The sequence below is a fragment of the Ruegeria sp. HKCCSP346 genome (assembly GCF_017872595.1).
Lineage (GTDB): Bacteria > Pseudomonadota > Alphaproteobacteria > Rhodobacterales > Rhodobacteraceae > Ruegeria.
On sequence record NZ_JAEDOT010000003.1, the window covers coordinates 223,851 to 242,262 of the forward strand.

At 58.1% G+C, this 18,412-nt stretch carries 16 protein-coding genes; 14 read left to right on the plus strand and 2 right to left on the minus strand.

All coding sequences use genetic code 11. The annotated features are described in order from the left end of the window. Nucleotide 1 precedes the first annotated feature (1 nt). Complete coding sequence (locus I9185_RS12260; RefSeq protein ID WP_210093198.1) at nucleotides 2–712, minus strand: DUF599 domain-containing protein; 711 nt, start codon at nucleotides 710–712, stop codon at nucleotides 2–4. An 88-nt stretch (nucleotides 713–800) separates the two neighbouring features. Here I9185_RS12260 and I9185_RS12265 point away from each other — a divergent pair, with 88 nt between their 5' ends. The 7 genes from I9185_RS12265 (at nucleotide 801) to I9185_RS12295 (ending at nucleotide 9,376) form a co-directional block, all read left to right on the plus strand. Further along, entirely contained in the window at nucleotides 801–2,249 is a 1,449-nt protein-coding gene (locus tag I9185_RS12265) for an FAD-linked oxidase C-terminal domain-containing protein (RefSeq protein WP_210093199.1), read from the plus strand. 24 nt (nucleotides 2,250–2,273) lie between these two features. Beyond that, on the plus strand, nucleotides 2,274–3,374 hold the full coding sequence (locus I9185_RS12270; protein WP_210093200.1) for an FAD-binding protein: 1,101 nt from the start codon (nucleotides 2,274–2,276) through the stop codon (nucleotides 3,372–3,374). A 4-nt stretch (nucleotides 3,375–3,378) separates the two neighbouring features. After that, complete coding sequence (gene glcF / locus I9185_RS12275; protein WP_210093201.1) at nucleotides 3,379–4,692, plus strand: glycolate oxidase subunit GlcF; 1,314 nt, start codon at nucleotides 3,379–3,381, stop codon at nucleotides 4,690–4,692. A 119-nt stretch (nucleotides 4,693–4,811) separates the two neighbouring features. Then, nucleotides 4,812–5,603: a trypsin-like peptidase domain-containing protein gene (locus I9185_RS12280; RefSeq protein ID WP_210093202.1), complete on the plus strand. Its 792-nt coding sequence runs from the start codon at nucleotides 4,812–4,814 to the stop codon at nucleotides 5,601–5,603. Then, complete coding sequence (locus I9185_RS12285) at nucleotides 5,600–6,415, plus strand: trypsin-like serine protease (protein ID WP_209834223.1); 816 nt, start codon at nucleotides 5,600–5,602, stop codon at nucleotides 6,413–6,415. Before I9185_RS12280 ends, I9185_RS12285 begins: the two co-directional genes overlap by 4 nt. Nucleotides 6,416–6,538: 123 nt before the next feature. Next, nucleotides 6,539–7,006, plus strand: a complete 468-nt coding sequence (locus I9185_RS12290) for an Hsp20 family protein (protein WP_171635607.1) — start codon at nucleotides 6,539–6,541, stop codon at nucleotides 7,004–7,006. 144 nt (nucleotides 7,007–7,150) lie between these two features. Continuing rightward, complete coding sequence (locus I9185_RS12295; RefSeq protein WP_210093203.1) at nucleotides 7,151–9,376, plus strand: tetratricopeptide repeat protein; 2,226 nt, start codon at nucleotides 7,151–7,153, stop codon at nucleotides 9,374–9,376. Between the two features lie 109 nt (nucleotides 9,377–9,485). Here the strand turns inward: I9185_RS12295 and I9185_RS12300 are convergent, their stop codons facing one another. Then, nucleotides 9,486–10,961 (minus strand): NAD-dependent succinate-semialdehyde dehydrogenase, encoded by a 1,476-nt coding sequence (locus tag I9185_RS12300; protein WP_210093204.1) that lies wholly within the window; start codon nucleotides 10,959–10,961, stop codon nucleotides 9,486–9,488. A 284-nt stretch (nucleotides 10,962–11,245) separates the two neighbouring features. Between I9185_RS12300 and I9185_RS12305 the strand changes: the two genes are divergently transcribed. The 7 genes from I9185_RS12305 (at nucleotide 11,246) to I9185_RS12335 (ending at nucleotide 18,381) form a co-directional block, all read left to right on the plus strand. Next, complete coding sequence (locus I9185_RS12305; RefSeq protein WP_210093205.1) at nucleotides 11,246–12,325, plus strand: hypothetical protein; 1,080 nt, start codon at nucleotides 11,246–11,248, stop codon at nucleotides 12,323–12,325. 192 nt (nucleotides 12,326–12,517) lie between these two features. After that, nucleotides 12,518–13,636 carry a hypothetical protein gene (locus tag I9185_RS12310; protein ID WP_210093206.1) on the plus strand — a complete coding sequence of 373 codons (1,119 nt, stop codon included), beginning with the start codon at nucleotides 12,518–12,520 and terminating at the stop codon, nucleotides 13,634–13,636. Between the two features lie 75 nt (nucleotides 13,637–13,711). Further along, complete coding sequence (locus tag I9185_RS12315) at nucleotides 13,712–15,643, plus strand: ATP-binding protein (RefSeq protein WP_210093207.1); 1,932 nt, start codon at nucleotides 13,712–13,714, stop codon at nucleotides 15,641–15,643. Continuing rightward, nucleotides 15,640–15,972 carry a hypothetical protein gene (locus I9185_RS12320; RefSeq protein WP_170345709.1) on the plus strand — a complete coding sequence of 111 codons (333 nt, stop codon included), beginning with the start codon at nucleotides 15,640–15,642 and terminating at the stop codon, nucleotides 15,970–15,972. The genes I9185_RS12315 and I9185_RS12320 overlap by 4 nt, the downstream gene beginning before the upstream one ends. A 148-nt stretch (nucleotides 15,973–16,120) precedes the next feature. Further along, nucleotides 16,121–17,458 carry a DUF6638 family protein gene (locus I9185_RS12325; protein WP_170345708.1) on the plus strand — a complete coding sequence of 446 codons (1,338 nt, stop codon included), beginning with the start codon at nucleotides 16,121–16,123 and terminating at the stop codon, nucleotides 17,456–17,458. Nucleotide 17,459: 1 nt separating this feature from the next. Next, nucleotides 17,460–17,726, plus strand: coding sequence for a hypothetical protein (locus I9185_RS12330; RefSeq protein ID WP_171120117.1), 267 nt, complete (start codon nucleotides 17,460–17,462; stop codon nucleotides 17,724–17,726). A 10-nt stretch (nucleotides 17,727–17,736) separates the two neighbouring features. Beyond that, nucleotides 17,737–18,381, plus strand: coding sequence for a DUF1523 family protein (locus I9185_RS12335; protein ID WP_152459741.1), 645 nt, complete (start codon nucleotides 17,737–17,739; stop codon nucleotides 18,379–18,381). The last annotated feature ends 31 nt before the right edge of the window (nucleotides 18,382–18,412 follow it).

The following is an 18,412-nucleotide window of genomic DNA, read 5'->3' on the forward strand; positions in this document are numbered from 1 at the left end:
ATCACGTCTCTGTGTTCGACGTTTGGGCCATGAGGATCGCGCGGGAATGCGATGCAAATTCGCGGCGATACAGGACACCGAATGTGATCATTGTGCCCAACACCAATGCCATCGGCCCGAGAAACCACGCCAGCGAAGCAAGGGCGAAATATGTGGCGCGGAGACCGCGGTTGAAGCTTCGGGCAGCGGTCACGCAGATCTCGGCCGCCTGACCGGCCCGAGGATAGGCGTTTGGGTCTTCAGGATCGTTTGGAACCGAGGCCATCAAAACGGCGCAATACCCAAAAAGGCGATGTGCCCAGACGTATTTCAGAAAGGCATTGGCCAGCAGCAGGACAACCACAAGTATCTTGATTTCCCAGACCATCGCCGGTGCGCTGCCGATGGCAAGATCCGTCGCCACCCCGGCCAATCGCTCGGTATTGCCCAACAGGGCCAGACCGCCCCCGATGGCAATCATCGTGGTTGAGGCGAAAAAGGTGCTGCCTTGCCGCATGGCAGCCACGACCTGCGCATCGAACATCCGTGGCTGGCGCGTCACCATCTCGTGCATCCAGTCGCGGCGGTAGCCATCCATCACAAGGGCGACGGACGGCTTCTGTGGTGACGGGTGTTCGATCTTCCATCCGATCCATAGCCACGCACCCAGCAATATCACCATGGCAGCATAATCCAGAAGGGAAAACAGGGCGGCACGTTCGATCCAGGTCATGGCGCGACAGTAAGACCGGACATCGCAACTTGCCAGAGTGGTAAATTGGTAATATTATTTTACCAAAGAGAGGAAGGGGAGGGATGCCATGGAAATGCCAAAGCCAAGCCCGGACGTACTGAACCGGAAAAGCACGATCGTTTCGCGGCTGTCGCGCGTTCTGCCAGATACGGCAATTATCCATGATCCGGCTGAAACCCGAGCCTATGAGTGCGATGCCCTGACGGCTTACAAATGCCCGCCGATGCTGGCCGTGCTGCCGTCGAGCACGCAGGAAGTCTCGGATGTTTTGCGCATTTGCCATGAAGAAGGCGTGCCGGTCGTGCCGCGCGGTGCGGGTACGTCGCTGGCCGGCGGGGCATTGCCAACGGCTGATTGCGTCATTCTGGGCGTTGCGCGGATGAATGAGGTGCTGGAGGTTGACTATGAAAACCGTTTCATCAGGGTGCAGACGGGCCGCACCAATCTGAGCGTGACCGGCGCGGTCGAGGAAGAAGACTTCTTTTATGCGCCTGATCCTTCCTCGCAACTGGCCTGTGCCATTGCCGGCAATATCGCGATGAATTCAGGTGGCGCCCATTGCCTGAAATATGGCGTGACAACGAACAACCTTCTGGGCGTGACCATGGTGATGATGGATGGCAGTGTCGTCGAGATCGGCGGCGCGCATCTGGATGCACCCGGTCTGGACCTGTTGGGCGTCATTTGCGGCTCGGAAGGTCAGCTGGGCGTGGTGACCGAAGCAACACTGCGCATTCTGCGCAAACCCGAAGGCGCGCGGCCGGTTCTGATGGGGTTCGACGACAACGAAGTCGCGGGTCAGTGTGTTTCTGACATTATCAAATCGGGCATTCTGCCGGTCGCGATCGAGTTCATGGACACGCTGTGCATAAAAGCCTGCGAAAACTTTGCGCACGCTGGATACCCCGATTGCCATGCGCTGTTGATTGTCGAAGTGGAAGGGTCTGAAGCCGAAATTGACCATCAATTGGCGAAAATCATCGAGATCGCCAAACGACACAACCCGGTCGAACTGCGAGAAAGCCAGTCAGCCGAAGAAAGTGCAAAAATATGGCTTGGTCGGAAATCCGCATTCGGCGCCATGGGGCAGTTGAACGACTATATGTGCCTTGACGGTACGATCCCGGTGTCGGCCCTGCCGACGGTGCTGCGCCGTATCGGTGAGTTGAGTGAAGAATTCGGTCTGCCTGTTGGCAACGTATTTCACGCAGGGGATGGGAACATGCATCCGCTGATCCTTTTCGATGCCAACAAACCGGGTGATCTGGAAAAATGCGAGGCATTCGGGGCCGAAATTCTGAAATTATGCGTGGACGAAGGCGGTTGTCTGACCGGTGAGCACGGCGTGGGTATCGAGAAGAGGGATCTCATGTCGCATCAATATGCGCCTGCCGATCTTGAGGCGCAGATGGCGGTCAAGGACGTTTTTGACCCCAAATGGCTGCTGAACCCTGCCAAGGTGTTTCCACTGAACGTTTCGGAAACCCGTCGCCACGCGCAGATTGCTGCCGAGTAACAGGCTCTAATAACGGATTTTGCCATGAAACCTGAATCAGAATCTGAACTGGCCGACATGGTGGCCGGATTGAAAGACCCTGTTTGCATCATCGGTGGCGGCACGCGCGCGATCACCGGCCCCGAAGCGAATATCGAAACCGGGGCTCTGCGTGGCATTTCGCTTTACGAACCCGGAGCACTTACTCTTGTGGCCAAGGCCGGGACACCATTGGCAGAGATCCAGGCCGTGCTGGAGGCGGAAGGTCAGCAGCTGGCGTTTGAGCCGATGGATCACCGAAGTTTGCTTGAAACTCAAGGTGAACCAACGATCGGCGGTGTCGTCGCGGCCAATATCTCGGGCCCGCGGCGGATTCAGGTCGGTGCCTGCCGGGATTTCCTGCTAGGTGTGCGTTTCGTCGACGGGCGCGGACAGGTGGTCAAGAACGGTGGGCGAGTTATGAAAAACGTCACCGGTTATGATCTCGTTAAATTGATGGGTGGGTCTTGGGGAACACTGGGAATTTTGACCGAAGTGTCGTTGAAGGTACTGCCCAAGCCGGAAAAAGCGGCGACTTTGTCCGTCGCCGTTCGGGATGCCGGCAGAGCGGTGAAAGTTCTTTCCGCTGCGTTGAAATCACCTTTTGAAGTGACGGGTGCCGCCTATGACCCGGCGGGTGGCAATGCCCTGCTTAGGGTCGAGGGGTTTGCAGAATCGGTGACGTACAGGATCGGTCGTTTGACCGCCTTACTGGCAGATTTTGGTGAGGTGACAGACGAGGGAGACGCCGCAGCGCCTTGGACCGGGATCCGCGACGTTCACCCATTTCAGGGAAAGGACGGGGACGTCTGGCGGCTTTCGGTAAAACCGGGTGACGCGGCAGAGATTTCGGCGCGCGCCGAAGCGGATCAAGCGCTGTTTGACTGGGGCGGCGGTCTTGTCTGGCTGCTGGTCCCGGCTGGCACGGATGTGCGTGCCCGGCTTGGCGCGTTTTCAGGTCATGCCACTTTGGTACGATCTGACCACGACTCGATCAGAAAACTGGGGCGATTTCATCCGGAGCCCACATCAATATCGGCACTGACAAAGGGCTTGCGTGCGAAATTTGATCCTCGGGGTTTGTTCAACCCGGGGCTGATGGGATAGGGCGATGCAGACAACATTCACTGATGAGCAATTGCAAGACCCGGCCATCCAGCGCTCGAACGAGATTCTGCGAAACTGCGTCCATTGCGGATTTTGCACGGCCACGTGCCCGACATATCAGGTGCTGGGAGACGAGCTGGACAGTCCGCGTGGGCGCATCTACTTGATCAAGGACATGCTGGAAAACGAGCGCGTGCCCGACGAAAAGACGGTCAAGCACATCGACCGCTGCCTGTCCTGTCTGGCCTGCATGACCACCTGCCCGTCAGGTGTGCATTATATGCATCTGGTCGATCATGCGCGCGAATATATCGAGGCCAACTACAAGCGCCCGCTGACGGATCGCGTGTTGCGCTGGGTTTTGGCGCAGATCCTGCCTTATCCGATGCGGTTCCGTTGGGCCCTGATCGGGGCCAGGCTGGGCCGTCCTTTCCGGTTCCTGATGCCTGATGCCCGGCTGCGCGCGATGTTGGAGATGGCGCCCAAGCATATCCCGTCTGTCAGCCGCAACGATGATCCGCAGAGTTTTGCGCCCGGCGGTGAACGAAAAATGCGGGTGGCGCTGATGACGGGCTGCGCACAAAAGGCGCTGAACACCGATATCAATGACGCCACGATCCGCCTGCTGACACGGTTGGGGTGCGAGGTCGTGATCGCTGACGGTGCCGGGTGTTGCGGAGCTTTGACCCATCACATGGGCAAAGTGCAAGACAGTCATATGGCGGCAACCGCCAATATTAGAGCCTGGAAACGGGAAATGGACGGTGATGGGTTGGACGCCATCGTCATCAACACCTCTGGCTGTGGCACAACCGTGAAAGACTATGGGCATATGTTTCGCAATGACCCGCTTGCCGAAGATGCGGCGCGTGTGTCTGCAATCGCCATGGATGTCAGTGAACTTCTGATCCAGCTAGACCTGTCGGCGGGGGAAAACAAAAACCTGACCGTCGCCTATCATGCAGCCTGTTCATTGCAGCATGGGCAGAAGATCAAATCCTATCCCAAAGACTTGCTGAAACACGCGGGTTTCACGGTTGTCGAACCCGCCGACAGTCATTTGTGCTGCGGCAGCGCGGGAACGTACAACCTGATGCAGCCGGAAATATCAGGCCAGTTGAAACAGCGAAAAGTCAGAACACTTGAGGCGAAACAGCCCGATATCATTGCTGCCGGCAATATCGGGTGCATGATTCAAATCGGTTCTGGTACGCAACTGCCGATCGTTCACACGGTAGAGTTGCTGGACTGGGCGACGGGCGGGCCAAAGCCACCGACCTTGCAGAGAACAGCGGATCCGGTTCCCGTCTTGCGGTAAATCATGCTGATGCGAGCGCGCATCATTTTCCAGGGAAATACCTTTGGTGCATGACCGCCCTATTTTTGCCCAACGCGGCACGTAGGACAAAAGCTTCAAAGTGAGTCTCGGAGAACCGCGTGCGTAACTGGATCAAGGCGATCGTGCTCTGTGTCTTGCCATTGGCGGCCACGGCGCAGGACACCAGGCTGGAAAGCCTGGATACGTCGGATTCCGGGCGCGAGTGGATGGCTGTCGGGCGGTTGGATATCGCCGGCGCAGGGTTTTGCACCGGAACGCTGGTGTCGCCGACGCTTGTACTGACAGCGGCGCATTGCCTGTTCGACAAAAGATCAGGACAACGGATCAACCCTGCGGATATCGAGTTTCTGGCTGGGTGGCGTTTGGGGCGTGCGTTGGCCTATCGGACCGCGCGCCAGGCTGTGATCCATCCGGACTACCAATATGGCGTCGATTCTACGGCCGACCGGGTAAGCGCGGACGTGGCTTTGATCGAGCTGTGGCAGCCGATCCGTAATACCGCCGTCATTCCATTTGAGTCGGGCGATCAGCCCAAACGTGGCGCTGAAGTGGGCGTTGTGTCTTATGCGCATGACCGGTCAGAAGCTCCGTCGCTGCAACAGGTCTGCTCGGTCATGAACCGGCAGGCCGGGGTTATGGTCATGTCCTGCGATGTTGATTTCGGGTCTTCGGGGGCACCCGTTTTTTCTTTCTCGGGCGCGCGCCCTGAGATCGTATCGGTGGTTGCGGCCAAGGCCAGTATGGACGGCCAGAGTGTTGCAATTGGAACCGCGGTTGAGCATTCGCTGCAATTGCTGCGTGACGAACTTTCTGCGGGGCGGGGATTTGGGCTTTCCTCGTCCGGATCGGGAACGAACAAGAACATAGGCGCAAGGTTCATTCGACCATGATGAGAGTCTTCTGGAGCTTGTTATTGGGCCTGAGCGTCTTGGCAACAGCGCCGCAAGCGCAATCCAACAAGCGCAAGCTGACCGACCGGGATGACCTTTATGGTTGGGAGGCTATCGGTCGACTGGATGTCCGCGATGCCTCGTATTGCACCGGCACGTTGATCGCGCAGGACATGGTACTGACCGCAGCCCATTGTGCGGTGGATCGTCGAACCGGGAAGACATATGTGCCCGAAGACATCACGTTTCGTGCAGGCCTCAGTAACGGCAACGCTTTGGCCGAACGTCAGGTCACACAAATCGCCCTTCATCCCAGCTATGGGGCGCAGAACCCGCTTTCGCACGAAGGCGTCCAGTTGGACGTGGCCCTGATGCGGCTGAATGAGCCTATTCCGTATTCGGTCGCCGACCCTTTTGCGCTGCACAGCGGCCATGTTCCGGGCAACGAGATCAGCATTGCCTCATATGGGCGGGGACGGTCCGAGGCGATCACCCGAGAACGGTCGTGCCGTATCATCGACCGCAGGCAGGGTCTGATCACCTTTGATTGCGACATTACTTTCGGGTCTTCCGGGTCTGCAATTCTGGCGAAAAACGGTGCGCGCTGGCAGATCCTGTCCGTGGTATCGGCGGTAGGCACGAACGGCCGTAGAAAGGTGGGGTTTGGCATGGAGCTTGACGGGATCGTCGCCGAGCTCAAGGCCATCATGCGGCGCGATGCACCTCAGCCCAAGGCTTCGATCCGCCGATTGCAGGTCGGGTCCGGTAAGTCAGGATCTGGTGCGAAATTCATCAGTTCTGGCGGGGGTTGAACTCGGCGAAATCGCTACCCATGTGATGTGTATCGGACCGCCACAACGGGGTCCGGTACCTGAAATCGCCCGTCCAGTCGGAGGGCGCTTATCGCAAATCGCTCAAGAATGAGGATATGACACATGCGTACGTTTGATTTTGCACCGCTGCACCGCGCCACCATTGGCTTTGACCAGATTGCCGACATGATGGATCGCGTTCTGACCAATGATGGGGCCCAGCCCAGCTATCCACCCTACAACATCGAAAAAACTGATGTCGACACCTACCGGATTTCGGTGGCCGTTGCCGGTTTTTCGGAAAACGACCTGACCGTGGAAGTGAAAGAGAATTCACTTGTCGTGGCAGGTAAAAAAGCCGCCGAAGACAAAGAGCGCACCTATCTGCACCGTGGCATCGCCACCCGCGCGTTCGAGCGTCGGTTTGCCCTGGCGGATCATGTCCGCGTCACCGGTGCGAGCCACGAAAACGGTATGCTGAACATCGAACTGAAGCGCGAGGTTCCTGAGGCCCTGAAACCGCGCCGGATCGAGATCACCTCGGCCAAAGCCATCGAGAAGGATGTGATGGACGCCAAAGCCGTGAACTGAGGCTTCTGAATATCCCGCGGCAGTTCACTCCTCCCGGACTGCCGCAACACACGCCCCGCGTTCCTCCAGATGCGGGGCGTTGTGTTTTGGGCGTTTGCGAAAACTGGTTCCCAGCAAATTATCCGCCTGATAGTCTTCGGTATTATGGAAAGCCGACCAAAACGTCGACTAGCAGCTATCCTGGCAGCCGACATCGCCGGCTACTCAAGATTGGTTGGTCTGGACGAAGAAGGTACCATCGCAAGGCTTCGCCTGATCCGCAGCGAAGTGATAGAGCCGGCGATCGCCCGGCATTCAGGGCGCATCGCGAACACTGCGGGAGACAGCTTTGTGATCGAATTTCGCAGCGCCGTTGATGCGGTTCACGCTGCCGTGGAAATTCAGGCCGACCTTGCAAAGAGAAACGCGGGCACCGATCAAGATAGCGTCTTCACGTTTCGGGTTGGCCTGAATGTCGGCGATGTGGTTTCGAACGGGGATGACATCCTTGGCGACGGGGTGAACGTTGCCGCGCGGCTTGAGGCACTGGCAGATCCAGGTGGTATCATTGTTTCACAATCCATAGTCGATTATGCGCGCAACAAAGTGCCCTATGGTTTTGCCCCGATCGGGCCACAGAACGTCAAGAACATCGCAGACCTGGTTCAGGCCTTCCGCGTAGAAGCGGAAATTTTGCCTTCCCCGCGAAAAAGCCGCACGCAGAGGACATCCCGCTGGCTGCCACTGGCGGCTCTGCTGGTGATGTTGGCAGCTGTTGGGCTTTTTCTGACGAAACCGTGGAAGACGGGCCAATTGCGCGCCTCAGAGGCGCAGATGGTTTACCCTTTACCGGATCTGCCTTCCATCGCCGTGTTGCCGATTGCGAATTACACCGATGACGCATCCAAGGAGATGCTGATCAACGGTATCTCTGAGGATTTGATCACGGACCTGTCCCGAATATCCGGATTGTTCGTCATCGCCGGGAATTCATCCTTCGCATACCGCGACAGAAACATAAATATCGCACGTTTCGCCGAAGAACTTGGGGTTCGCTACGTCGTTGACGGCAGCGTGCGACGTGCGGATGAAGATTTCCGGATCAACATTCGCCTGACCGACACATTGAGCGGGCGATTGATCTGGGCGAACAGGTTTGATGGCGCGATTGATGACGTCTTTGAAGTGCAGAAAACCATTGTTCTCGCAATTGCGCAGGAGCTGGATCTTCCGCTCGACCCTCAAAGCCGGCAAGCCATCGAAAGCGTGGAAACCCAGACCATTGCGGCACGCGAAGCCTTCCAACGCGGGTGGGAGTTGTATTCGCAGTTCAACGAACAGGACAACCTTGCGGCAATTCCCCATTTTGAAAAGGCCGTGGAACTGGACCCGGATTATGGGCGTGCCTGGGCGACGCTTGCCCTGGCGCATTTGCGGCCGCACATCTTTCATCATTGGAATGGGTTTGCAGAGTCAGGCGCGCAAATGCATATCGGCCTGTTTTACAGATATTACCGGGATGTGATGGAGCAGGATACCGCCCTGGTGCACGTTATCCGGGCTATTGTCAGTCTCAACCTTCCGGATTGGGACAGTAACCTACGGGTAGGTCGGGGGACGGAAGAAGCCAGACGAGAAGCAGCGAAAGCCATCGCGCTGCAACCCAGCGACCCCGAGGCGCATCTGACGATGGGATGGGCGCTGATTGCAGCCGGTGAGCCCGAGGAAGGATTGGCCTTTGTACAGGCTGCGACCCGGCTGGATCCCAATTATCCCAGCCACTACGCGCTGTTTGAAGCGGCGGCTCTTTACGCATTGAATGACCTGACGGGCGCGGCAGATGTGATCGAGAAAGAGTTGAACAGAAATCCGCAGGCAACCGAGCTGATGCCATTTGCAGCCTCGGTTCTGGCCCTGAATGGAGATCGCCGTGCGGGCAGGGCCATCATCGACCGATGGCAAAAGGGCAAGCATGCCGGTGTCATACAGGACGCTGTTCAGAATTACTTTTTCATCATTCGCTGGGTCGGTGAGAACCAGCATTTGAACGCCCGGCTGAACGACGGGCTGCGTCTGGCGGCGTTGCCTCCGGAAAAAACCATAGCAAGTCTGAGGGCGGACCTGTCACGGGGGGATGCTAAAGATCAGAGGACGGCAGCCCAATCGCTGGCCCTGTTTGGTCCCGAGGCAGAGCCAGCGGTGCCGGAATTGATCGCGCTTCTTGAAAGCCCGTCGGTGTTTGTCCGCAAAGAGGCAGCCATTGCATTGGGGAAAATAGGTGGCGCGGCGTCCTCTGCATTGCCCGCGCTGGAAGCCATGGTGGACGGTTCGTTGCAGGGAAAGTTCGCGACCCGTGCAATCGAACAAATCCGCGACAAATCCGCAGAATAGCCGTGTCAGCGTCGACTGGGCCGCCGCCATGAACAGTCAAAAGACGACGCGATTGCGTTTCCGGACGCGGGGTCTCTGCCCACCGCAATGGGACAGAGACCGTATTGGATCAGACCGACATGCAGACGTATTTCATCTCCAGATAGTCTTCCATGCCGTGATGGCTGCCTTCGCGGCCCAGACCGGATTGCTTGACGCCGCCGAACGGGCCCAGCTCGGTCGAGATGATGCCGGTGTTCACGCCGACGATACCGTATTCCAGCGCTTCGGCCACCTTGTAGACGCGGCTCAGGTCCTTGGCATAGAAATACGAGGCCAGACCAAAAATCGTGTCATTGGCCATGGCGATCACGTCGTCTTCGTCCTCGAACTTGAACAGCGGGGCCAGCGGGCCGAAGGTTTCGTCCTGCGCCACCAGCATGTCCTGAGTCACGCCGGTCACGATGGTTGGCTGGAAGAACGTGCCGCCCAGATCATGGGGCAGGCCGCCTGTCAGAACCGCGCCGCCCTTGTCGGTCACGTCCTTGATATGTTCTTCGACCTTGGCGACCGCGTCGGCATTGATCAGCGGGCCGGTGGTGGTGCCTTCGGTCAAACCGTCGCCGATTTTCAGCGCTTCCACTGCCGCTTTCAGTTTGGCCGCGAACGCGTCATAGACACCGACCTGCACATAGATACGGTTCGCACAGACGCAGGTCTGGCCGTTGTTGCGGAACTTGCACAGCATCGCGCCTTCGACGGCGGCATCCAGATCGGCATCGTCGAACACGATGAACGGCGCGTTGCCGCCCAGCTCCATCGAACACTTCATGACCTGATCTGCCGCCTGCCGCAGCAGAATGCGCCCCACTTCGGTCGATCCGGTAAAGGTCAGCTTGCGCACTCCGGGGTTCTCGCAGAACTCCTTGCCAATCTCACTGGCCTGTGACGAGGGCACCACGTTGAACACGCCCGCGGGTACGCCGGCCTGTTCCGCCAGCAGCGCCAGTACCAGCGCCGACAGGGGCGTTTCAGTGGCCGGACGCGCCACAAAGGCGCAGCCGGCGGCCAAAGCCGGGCCTGCCTTGCGGGTGATCATCGCGTTGGGGAAATTCCAGGGCGTGATCGAGGCCGCAACGCCGATCGGCTGCTTCATCACCATGATCCGCTTGTCGCGCTGATGGCCGGGAATAGTCTCGCCATAGACGCGCTTGGCCTCTTCGCCGAAGAACTCGATGAAAGACGCGCCATAGCCGATCTCGCCGATGGCTTCGGCCAGGGGTTTGCCTTGTTCAGCGGTCAGGATCTTGCCCAGATCCTCGGCGTTTTCCATCATCAGATCGAACCAGCGCCGCAGGATGGCTGCACGTTCCTTGCCGGTCAGCTTGGCCCATTCTTTCTGCGCGGCTTCGGCCTGTGCGATTGCTCCGGCGACCTGAGCGCGGCTGACGTCTGCCACCTCGGCGACCACATCGCCCCGAGCGGGGTTTGTGACTTTGAACGTGCCATTGTCACCGTCCACCCACTGACCGCCGATATAGGCTTTGGTTACAAGCAATTCGGGGTTCTTCAGGATTGACTTCAGATCGGTCGTTGCGTCCAGCATGATAAGCCTCCGGCGTGAATTGGGTTGTGCGCACCCAAACAGGTGATGTCTCAATTGTCTATGGCCACTCTGGATGTGGAATCAATCCAGATTTGATCAAAAAATTACTTAACAAGTTAATTTAATCGAGTCACCCGAAATCTGCGCGTTTCATTGTCCGGTCTCGCCTTTCTTTTTGCCAAGGAGTTTGCCAAAGTCTGGGTGTATTTTGAGACCCAGGGGATGTAAATCAGTGTAACATTTCCTATCTTATTGGGTAATAGAAGAAAAAAGGGATAGAAGCGATGTCGAACCAGCAATTCGAAGCGTTGATAGAAGAGACTCAAGCCAAAGTGCGCGAAAGCCAGTCTCAGATCGAAGGGCTGACCTCGCGCATTGAAGCGGCCCGCTCCAAGATCGGCACTGCCGAGGCCGATATCGACATCGAAAACGCCACGCTCGAAGATGTGCATGCCCATACCGAGGTGATGAATGCCAATATCGCCGAGCTGATCATGGGGCTGGACGACGTCACCAGCGCGTTTTCCAAGGATTTTGACGAGATGCGCTCGAAAACCGGGTGGGAGTCGTTTGTCGGCATCTTCTCGAAAGGTAAATCCGAGTCGATGCGGCAGGAGCGGATGCGCACCGCCAATATCGATGACAAGCTGCAAGACCTGATCGCCAAATCCGACGTGATCGTCAAACTGCTGCAAGGGCAGTTGGCCGTGCTGGAGGAACAGCGCGTCAAGGTCGAGGACAACCTGACCGTCACGCTGGACGATCGCGAGGCGACCGTGGCGGAACTCGAGGCGCTGCGCGCCGAGATTCAGGGTATGGATCCGACGATCATCACGCTGGAAAACAAGATCAGCGTCGAACAGGACGCCGCCGCGCGGACCCAGTTAGAGACTGAATTGGCAGAGCTGAACAAGCAATACAACGCCAAGGTTCAGGAAGAGCAGGTCAAGCTGGCCAAATCCCAAACGCTGGAGCGCTATATCGAAAAGGGCAAGACCTGGGTCGATTCACTCCAGAACCAGGCGGCGACGCAGATGGTGCTGATCAACAAGCTGCAGACAGACACTCAGCAGCGCGTGGTGCTGTATGACGCCCTGACCAAATCACTAAAAACCGCGCAGCAGCAGGACGTGGCCCACCGTATTAACGAGATCGGCGTGCAGACCGACCAAGAGGCGCAGACGGCCATGGCCGCCATCGGCACCGCGACCAACCAGAAAATGGCCGACATGCTGGAAGCGCATGAGGACCACATGGTCTTTGCCCGCGACGTGCTTGAGAAAAAGGCCAAGGCGGATGAGCGGTTCGCGCGCCGGTTTGCCTCGATTGTCGAGAAGCATGATAAGAATTTGTATGGGGGTTGAGGTTGGAACTTCTGGAATTGCTTACTTTTCTAGTGGCTCCAGATAACTGGTTTTGGTGCGTCGTTCTCGGCGGTTTCTGGCTCGTGTTCTCAGTGATGTACGCAGTTCTAGGGGGGCCGTTTGGATGGATTGCCATTTGCATTGTAGCCGCTAGCCTGGCTCATTCTGCTCACCGATTGTGGAACGAAACCGTTGACTAACCCCACCCAAGACCATGTCGGCCTGACCGACACCTTCGCCTCGCGCCGCTATTTCCGCAAATTCGAGGTAATCACCGTCCACCTCCTGCGCGTGGCCGCGACGATGGAGGCCGAAGGCGCGATCTCAAAGCAAGAGGTGCGGATCGTGTCGCGCTACCTTTCGGGGCTGCTCTACACCTTCCGCGCGCTGTCCATGAAATACCTGCTGGTCGGGCGCGATACGGGGCGGTTCTTTGGCAGCCTCGCCATGGACAAGCGCGACAGCGGGTTTCCGGTGGCGGCCGAGTTGTTGACCATGGCCAATGACGCGCAGCAGGCGCAGGTGCATCTGGCGAACATGCCATCGGAAGAGGATCTGAAAACCGACATGGTCCGGACCATCATTAGCGATCAGGACATCCCCACCAAGCTGCAATTCGCGCTGTCCCAAAGGCTCTATTACGAGGAATTGCTGAAAGGTCAGCTGTTCTGGGCCCGCAACGATCCCGAATGTCACTGGATCGGGAATGAGGGCGAGCGGCGCAAGTTCCTGATCCATTGGGCGGTCTATGACAGCCAGATCAACCTGCCGGTCATTTACCTGATGCAGTTGGAGGACAGCGGCAAAACTGCCCTGCCCAAGGACCAACGCCGCTGGCCCGAGGTGCAGGCGCATCTGATGGCGCAAAGCTTAGGCGGTCTGAAACTGGTGACCATTGCCAAAGGCTTCGATCAGGATTTCGACGACCTCCATCCCAAACATTTGCGCCGCATCCATGTGGGCCCGATGTATTCCTCGGCCTATACCCATCAATCCGGCCCCCTGCGGCAGGTGTTGGAGGACGCACAGGCGCCCGAAGGTCAGGATTGGGCGCTGGCCTGGACCACCGAGGAGCTGGAAAGCGAAGAGGTGATCGAAGAACGCGCCGGTTGGTTTTCAACCGTCGAGCGCGAGGTTTTTGCGCTGGACCCGTTCGGCGGGCAGGGGGCCGAAACCGGGGCTACGCGCACCCAGCGGTCGATCATCCTGCCACAGCGGCCGTTTCAGGTGCTGGCCGAGCGCAACCCGCCAGGCTTTGCCGATGTGCGCAAATTCGTCGTCAGCAAGTCGGGGCAGGTGTTGCGGTATTAAAGCGGGTGGCGGGCTAAAGCCCGCCCTACGCGACAAAAGTAGGCCGGGCTTCAGCCCGGCATTGCGAGGAAGAAAATGAATTTGACGTCAGATCAGATGGAATTGCGCGAGGCGGATATTCGCAAGCACTATCCGGCAGCGACCGCCTTGCTGAACGGGTTCGAGCACGCGCCACGGATTGCCAAACCGGTTGAAGCTGCGGTTGAACGTTCGCCCGGCGTGTCAACGGGGCGACGGTTTCGGTCCACCACGCCCGGGCTGGTCACGCGCCGGGTGGCGCGGGCAGATGGCGTACATCTGGTCGACCGGATTGAGGCCGCAGATGATGGCGATACGCTGGTCTCTCCGCCGCAAGCAACCACGCAGCAGGCGATCCGACGCGCCATTGCCATCGCTCTGGCCGTGGCCGAGGCCTATGCGGAACAGACCCCGCTGGCGGATCTGAAACGGGCCAATCTGGCCGGGGATCTGCCCGCCGCCCGCAAGACGGAATTCTCGGAATTGCTGACGGCTGAGGCCCTGATTACATCGCACGTGTTCGGCAATGCGCTGGCTTACCTGATGTCCTCGCATCTGGGCGAAACCACCGTCGATATTGGTGAGGTCGAAGAGGTCCTGACCGACAATGGCCAACTCGCCCTGCATGGTGCTTTGTGGGAGCTGGACCAGACGCTGGCCAAACACGCCCCCGACGATGCCCACCTGATCGCTGCCACCAGTGCCTATGCCGAGCAGTTGATGGACAAGGCCGCCCTGCGTGCCCAATCCGCAGGTCATCTGGCCCCGTTCCGGAACGCCGCCTGGCATATCGAGGCTGATGACCTGACGATCCGGGGGTTTGAACCGGCCTCAAAGGCCAAATCCACCACCCTGACCATGACGTTCAAGAAACCGAACGAGGTGGTCGGCAACCATATCGCCAAATATCAGGCCATGAAGCTGGCCAAGATGGTGATGGCTTACGACTTTGACCGCCGCCTGAACCCGTTCGCGGAACTCGGAGGATTCATCTTCACCTTCATGGGTGACGGCAAACCGGGCACCGGCAAGACGACCCTGATCCAGATGATGGCGGGGCTGATCAACGACTATTGCCAGAACGCGGGCTATCCGTTCCGCTATCAGAACCTGAGCACCGACAATATCGACAGCTATCAGGGCAAATCGGGCCAGAACGCCAAGGCGTTCATCAACACGATCATCGACCCTTCGGTTATTGGGTTCGGCACCATCGACGATATCGACCAGCTGGCGGGCAAACGCGGCGACCGGCAATCGTCAGCCGGGCAGTTGGAAATCACCGCCGTGCTGATGGAGAGCTTTGCGGGCGCCAACACCGTTGTGCGCGGCAATTGCACCTTTGGCATGTTCTCGAACTACCCCGAGAATGTGGACGACGCCCTGCGTCAACGGGCGGGTGCGCGGTTTCTGGTGGACGGGCCACAGACGCGCGAGGATTACATCGACATCCTACACCTGCTGATGGGCCGCAACCATGACATCCCGCTGGGTGAGCACGAGGCCTATGCCGCGCAGGAAATCAAAAAGGCTGTCGCCGCCAGTTTCGAAAGCCACTCCCGCCCGCATGAGGACGCGCTGTTGCAGGTCTATGACCGGGTTTCCGGCGATATCGGCCAGATGGACACGATTGCCAAGCTGGGCACCTACCTCAAGGCGATCCAGCAGGCGGATGAACGCTTTACCGGCCGCGCGATCAAGAACATCACCGACGCGGTCAAAGTCCGCGCGATGGATTTCGAACTGCCCGACGAGTGGATGGAAAACCCCGACCTGTTCCTGTTCCGCGACTACGACACCAAGAAAGCGATGATCGAGGACCTGCGCCAGCCGATCACCGTTGAGATGGTGATACAAGAGATCAACCGCTACGCCGACAGCGAGTTCCGCTATGCCGACAAGAGCGACGAGGTCGCCATCGAGAACGCGGTGCGCGAGATGGGCCGGATGGAAGAGGCCAAGCGGCGGTATCTGGAGGGGAAGGGGTGAATTATTTGATCGCCATAGGTCTGCCTCTACTGCTGAGCACTGTGGTTGCTGTTCCAATAGGGTTCCGAGCCTATCGAACGTCTCGCGCGGCTAAAGAAAGCGGAAAGGAATGGTTGCTTCTATTCTTAGCATATGGCGCGGCTTGCACTGTTCTGACAATTCTTGCCAGCTACACTTTGATGGATTTTTTTGTCGACCGATTTGCCGTGGACGTTGGTAACGCAAATCCCGCAGATGTTATGGTCTATTTTCAGCTACAGTTCTGGTTGATTGCAATACCCCTTGGTTTCGCGATCATTTTTGCATTTGCAAAAGGACTGAGAGCATGAGTTTCGAATTCATGGAGTACAGGTTTCTTTTTGAGAGTGATATCGCGGCGCAGCCGCGACGCGCCCGACCCGCCCCCCAGGGCGGGCGCGTTCAGCACCCACCCTCAGGCCGGGCGCATCGCTACCGTTGCGCGGGAAGGCAATTGTTATGATCCGCCTCATCGAAAAAGGCCTGATGTTCGGCAATCTCGTCCACATCTCCAGCCCGGCTCTGGTCGAGCGGTATAACCGCGCGTTGCAGCATCTGGCGGGCAAGACCACGGGGCTGACGGATTTCCATGTCGATATCTCGGGCTATTCGCCAGAGGTGGGGATTGAGCTGGAGGATGAGCTCTACCTCAACCCCAACGGGGTCAACCGGCAGTTCATCCTGCTGACGACCGAGCAGAAACGCGCGCCGCTGCTGAACGTCAAATTCTCGACCTCGCGCGATATCCTGCGCGAATTCATCGAGATGAACGAGGCGCAGTTGTTTGCCCTGACCGCCACCGATGCGGTGGCCGGAGAGTTGGTGAACTCGGTCATCAAACTCAGCACGCCGCGCGATCTTCTGAACCTGCGCAAGATCGAGATCGAGGCAGACACCGCAGGCGGCACCCTGCGCAAGGCACAGCAACTGGCGGGCATGGTTGAACGGTTTAAAACCGAAGAGGACGCCTGGTTCGATGATGTGCTGATCGCGAAAATGATCGAGACGGCCAAGGAAACCGGCGACGTCACCCGCAACCCGGTGCGCCTGCGCCACACGGATTTTGAGCAGCGCAATTTCTGGACGGCACATTTCGGCGGGCTGTACCTGTTTCCCGATCTGGACCACCCGGCCGCGATTTGCATGGGTGAAAAGCCTGACGACCTGCCGATCAAGTACACGTTTGACCCGTCACAGCGGAACCAGATTGCCAAGTTTCTGGATTACAACGATCTGGTTGAGCCCATCGTCAAGGCGCGCGGCGTGGATGCGGCCGCGATCCTGCAACAAAAGATGGATTTCCTGACCGTGGACGCGGCGGCGGATGCCGATGTCAACCTCACCGGGTTGGATCGCAGCGACATGCGGCGGCTGGCGCGAAACCACTCGGATCGCCTGCCGCAAGCATATCACGGGCTTGCTCAACTGCTGCGCTGGGCAAGTGACGGCGGGCCGTGGCCGCGCATCACCTCGGACCACCCGGCCTATTTCTACACGCTTCGCGCCGCCGATACGCCGAACCGCGATCTGGTCAACATGCTGTTGTCCGAATTGGCCCCGCTGGACCCGCGCCAGATGTTCATCTGCCACAAAGAATTGTTCTACCGAACATATTCGGGCTGGCCCGAGAGCAAGAAGGCCTATGTGGCCGACTTCCTTGCGCGCGAATATCAGGTGGACAAGCAAGGCGCCCGCGCCGCCCTGTTCGGACATGAGCCGGATATGAGCGGCGACGATCGCGTCAGCGATGACATAATTGCCCGGGTCGGTCCGTGGGGTTCGGTGAGGAAAGGTTGAAATGATTGGATTATTGCGCCTTCTGCTGATCTTGCTGGTGATCCAGACGATTGCCTATGTCGGGCTGTCTTTCTATTCGCGCGGCATACGCCGGCGCAAACTGGAGAACTGGTGGGACGAAAAGGGCAAGACGGGCAACAAAGAAGCCTTTGTCGAACGCGGATTGCATGTGTATGACAACTCGTTTCGGCGTAAACTGATCCTGGGTGTCTATATCGTGCCGTGGGTGGCGATTGGCGCGCTGATCTACATCGTGAATTACATGTGAGGGTTTAGGCATGGCCTATGTGAAATGGGCGTTCATTATCATTTTCTGGGGTACGATTGCCGTGATCCTGCAATATTCTCTGCCCCAGCATGACATTGTGCGCATCGTCAACACCTATGAAGAACGGCAGGATCTGAACGACTGGACCCGGATCTTTTGGTCAGAGCCGGAAGATCAATCCACCAGCCTGTCGAACCGGGATGTGCAGTTCATTCAGGCGGTGCGGGCCAACGGAAAACCCATCGTGTACCGAAATGAGGATACCGGCTGGGGATGGCCCCCGTATTTCAAGTTCGACACGGCGAACCTGTATACCGAGGCCAATGATGCGAAATCCACCAAAGAAAACCCGAAATGGGTGGTCGTAACCCATTACGGGTGGCGCAACGAATTCATGTCGATCTTTCCCAACGCCATTTTCATCAAAGACGTTGAAGGGCCGGATGTTCGGATCATTCCCTGGTTCAATATCATCTTCCTGACGATCTTTGCGGCGTTCGTCTGGGCGATATGGGTGCGTTGGCGCAGGTTCCGGCAAGCACGGATTGATCCGATGATCGAAAACGTGGAAGACGGCCTATATGCGGCTGGTGACGCCATAGAAGAGCGACACAACAGATTTCGACGCTGGCTGGACAGCTGGAAATCGAAATAGATACAAGCTTTGGCGGGCGTGCCAGCAGCAC

Bases quoted from the DNA above. Each gene is read 5' to 3' on its own strand.
- I9185_RS12260 (WP_210093198.1), bottom strand. From the start codon at position 712: ATGACCTGGATCGAACGTGCCGCCCTGTTTTCCCTTCTGGATTATGCT.
- I9185_RS12265 (WP_210093199.1), top strand. From the start codon at position 801: ATGGAAATGCCAAAGCCAAGCCCGGACGTACTGAACCGGAAAAGCACG.
- I9185_RS12270 (WP_210093200.1), top strand. From the start codon at position 2,274: ATGAAACCTGAATCAGAATCTGAACTGGCCGACATGGTGGCCGGATTG.
- glcF (WP_210093201.1), top strand. From the start codon at position 3,379: ATGCAGACAACATTCACTGATGAGCAATTGCAAGACCCGGCCATCCAG.
- I9185_RS12285 (WP_209834223.1), top strand. From the start codon at position 5,600: ATGATGAGAGTCTTCTGGAGCTTGTTATTGGGCCTGAGCGTCTTGGCA.
- I9185_RS12290 (WP_171635607.1), top strand. From the start codon at position 6,539: ATGCGTACGTTTGATTTTGCACCGCTGCACCGCGCCACCATTGGCTTT.
- I9185_RS12295 (WP_210093203.1), top strand. From the start codon at position 7,151: ATGGAAAGCCGACCAAAACGTCGACTAGCAGCTATCCTGGCAGCCGAC.
- I9185_RS12300 (WP_210093204.1), bottom strand. From the start codon at position 10,961: ATGCTGGACGCAACGACCGATCTGAAGTCAATCCTGAAGAACCCCGAA.
- I9185_RS12305 (WP_210093205.1), top strand. From the start codon at position 11,246: ATGTCGAACCAGCAATTCGAAGCGTTGATAGAAGAGACTCAAGCCAAA.
- I9185_RS12315 (WP_210093207.1), top strand. From the start codon at position 13,712: ATGAATTTGACGTCAGATCAGATGGAATTGCGCGAGGCGGATATTCGC.
- I9185_RS12325 (WP_170345708.1), top strand. From the start codon at position 16,121: ATGATCCGCCTCATCGAAAAAGGCCTGATGTTCGGCAATCTCGTCCAC.
- I9185_RS12330 (WP_171120117.1), top strand. From the start codon at position 17,460: ATGATTGGATTATTGCGCCTTCTGCTGATCTTGCTGGTGATCCAGACG.
- I9185_RS12335 (WP_152459741.1), top strand. From the start codon at position 17,737: ATGGCCTATGTGAAATGGGCGTTCATTATCATTTTCTGGGGTACGATT.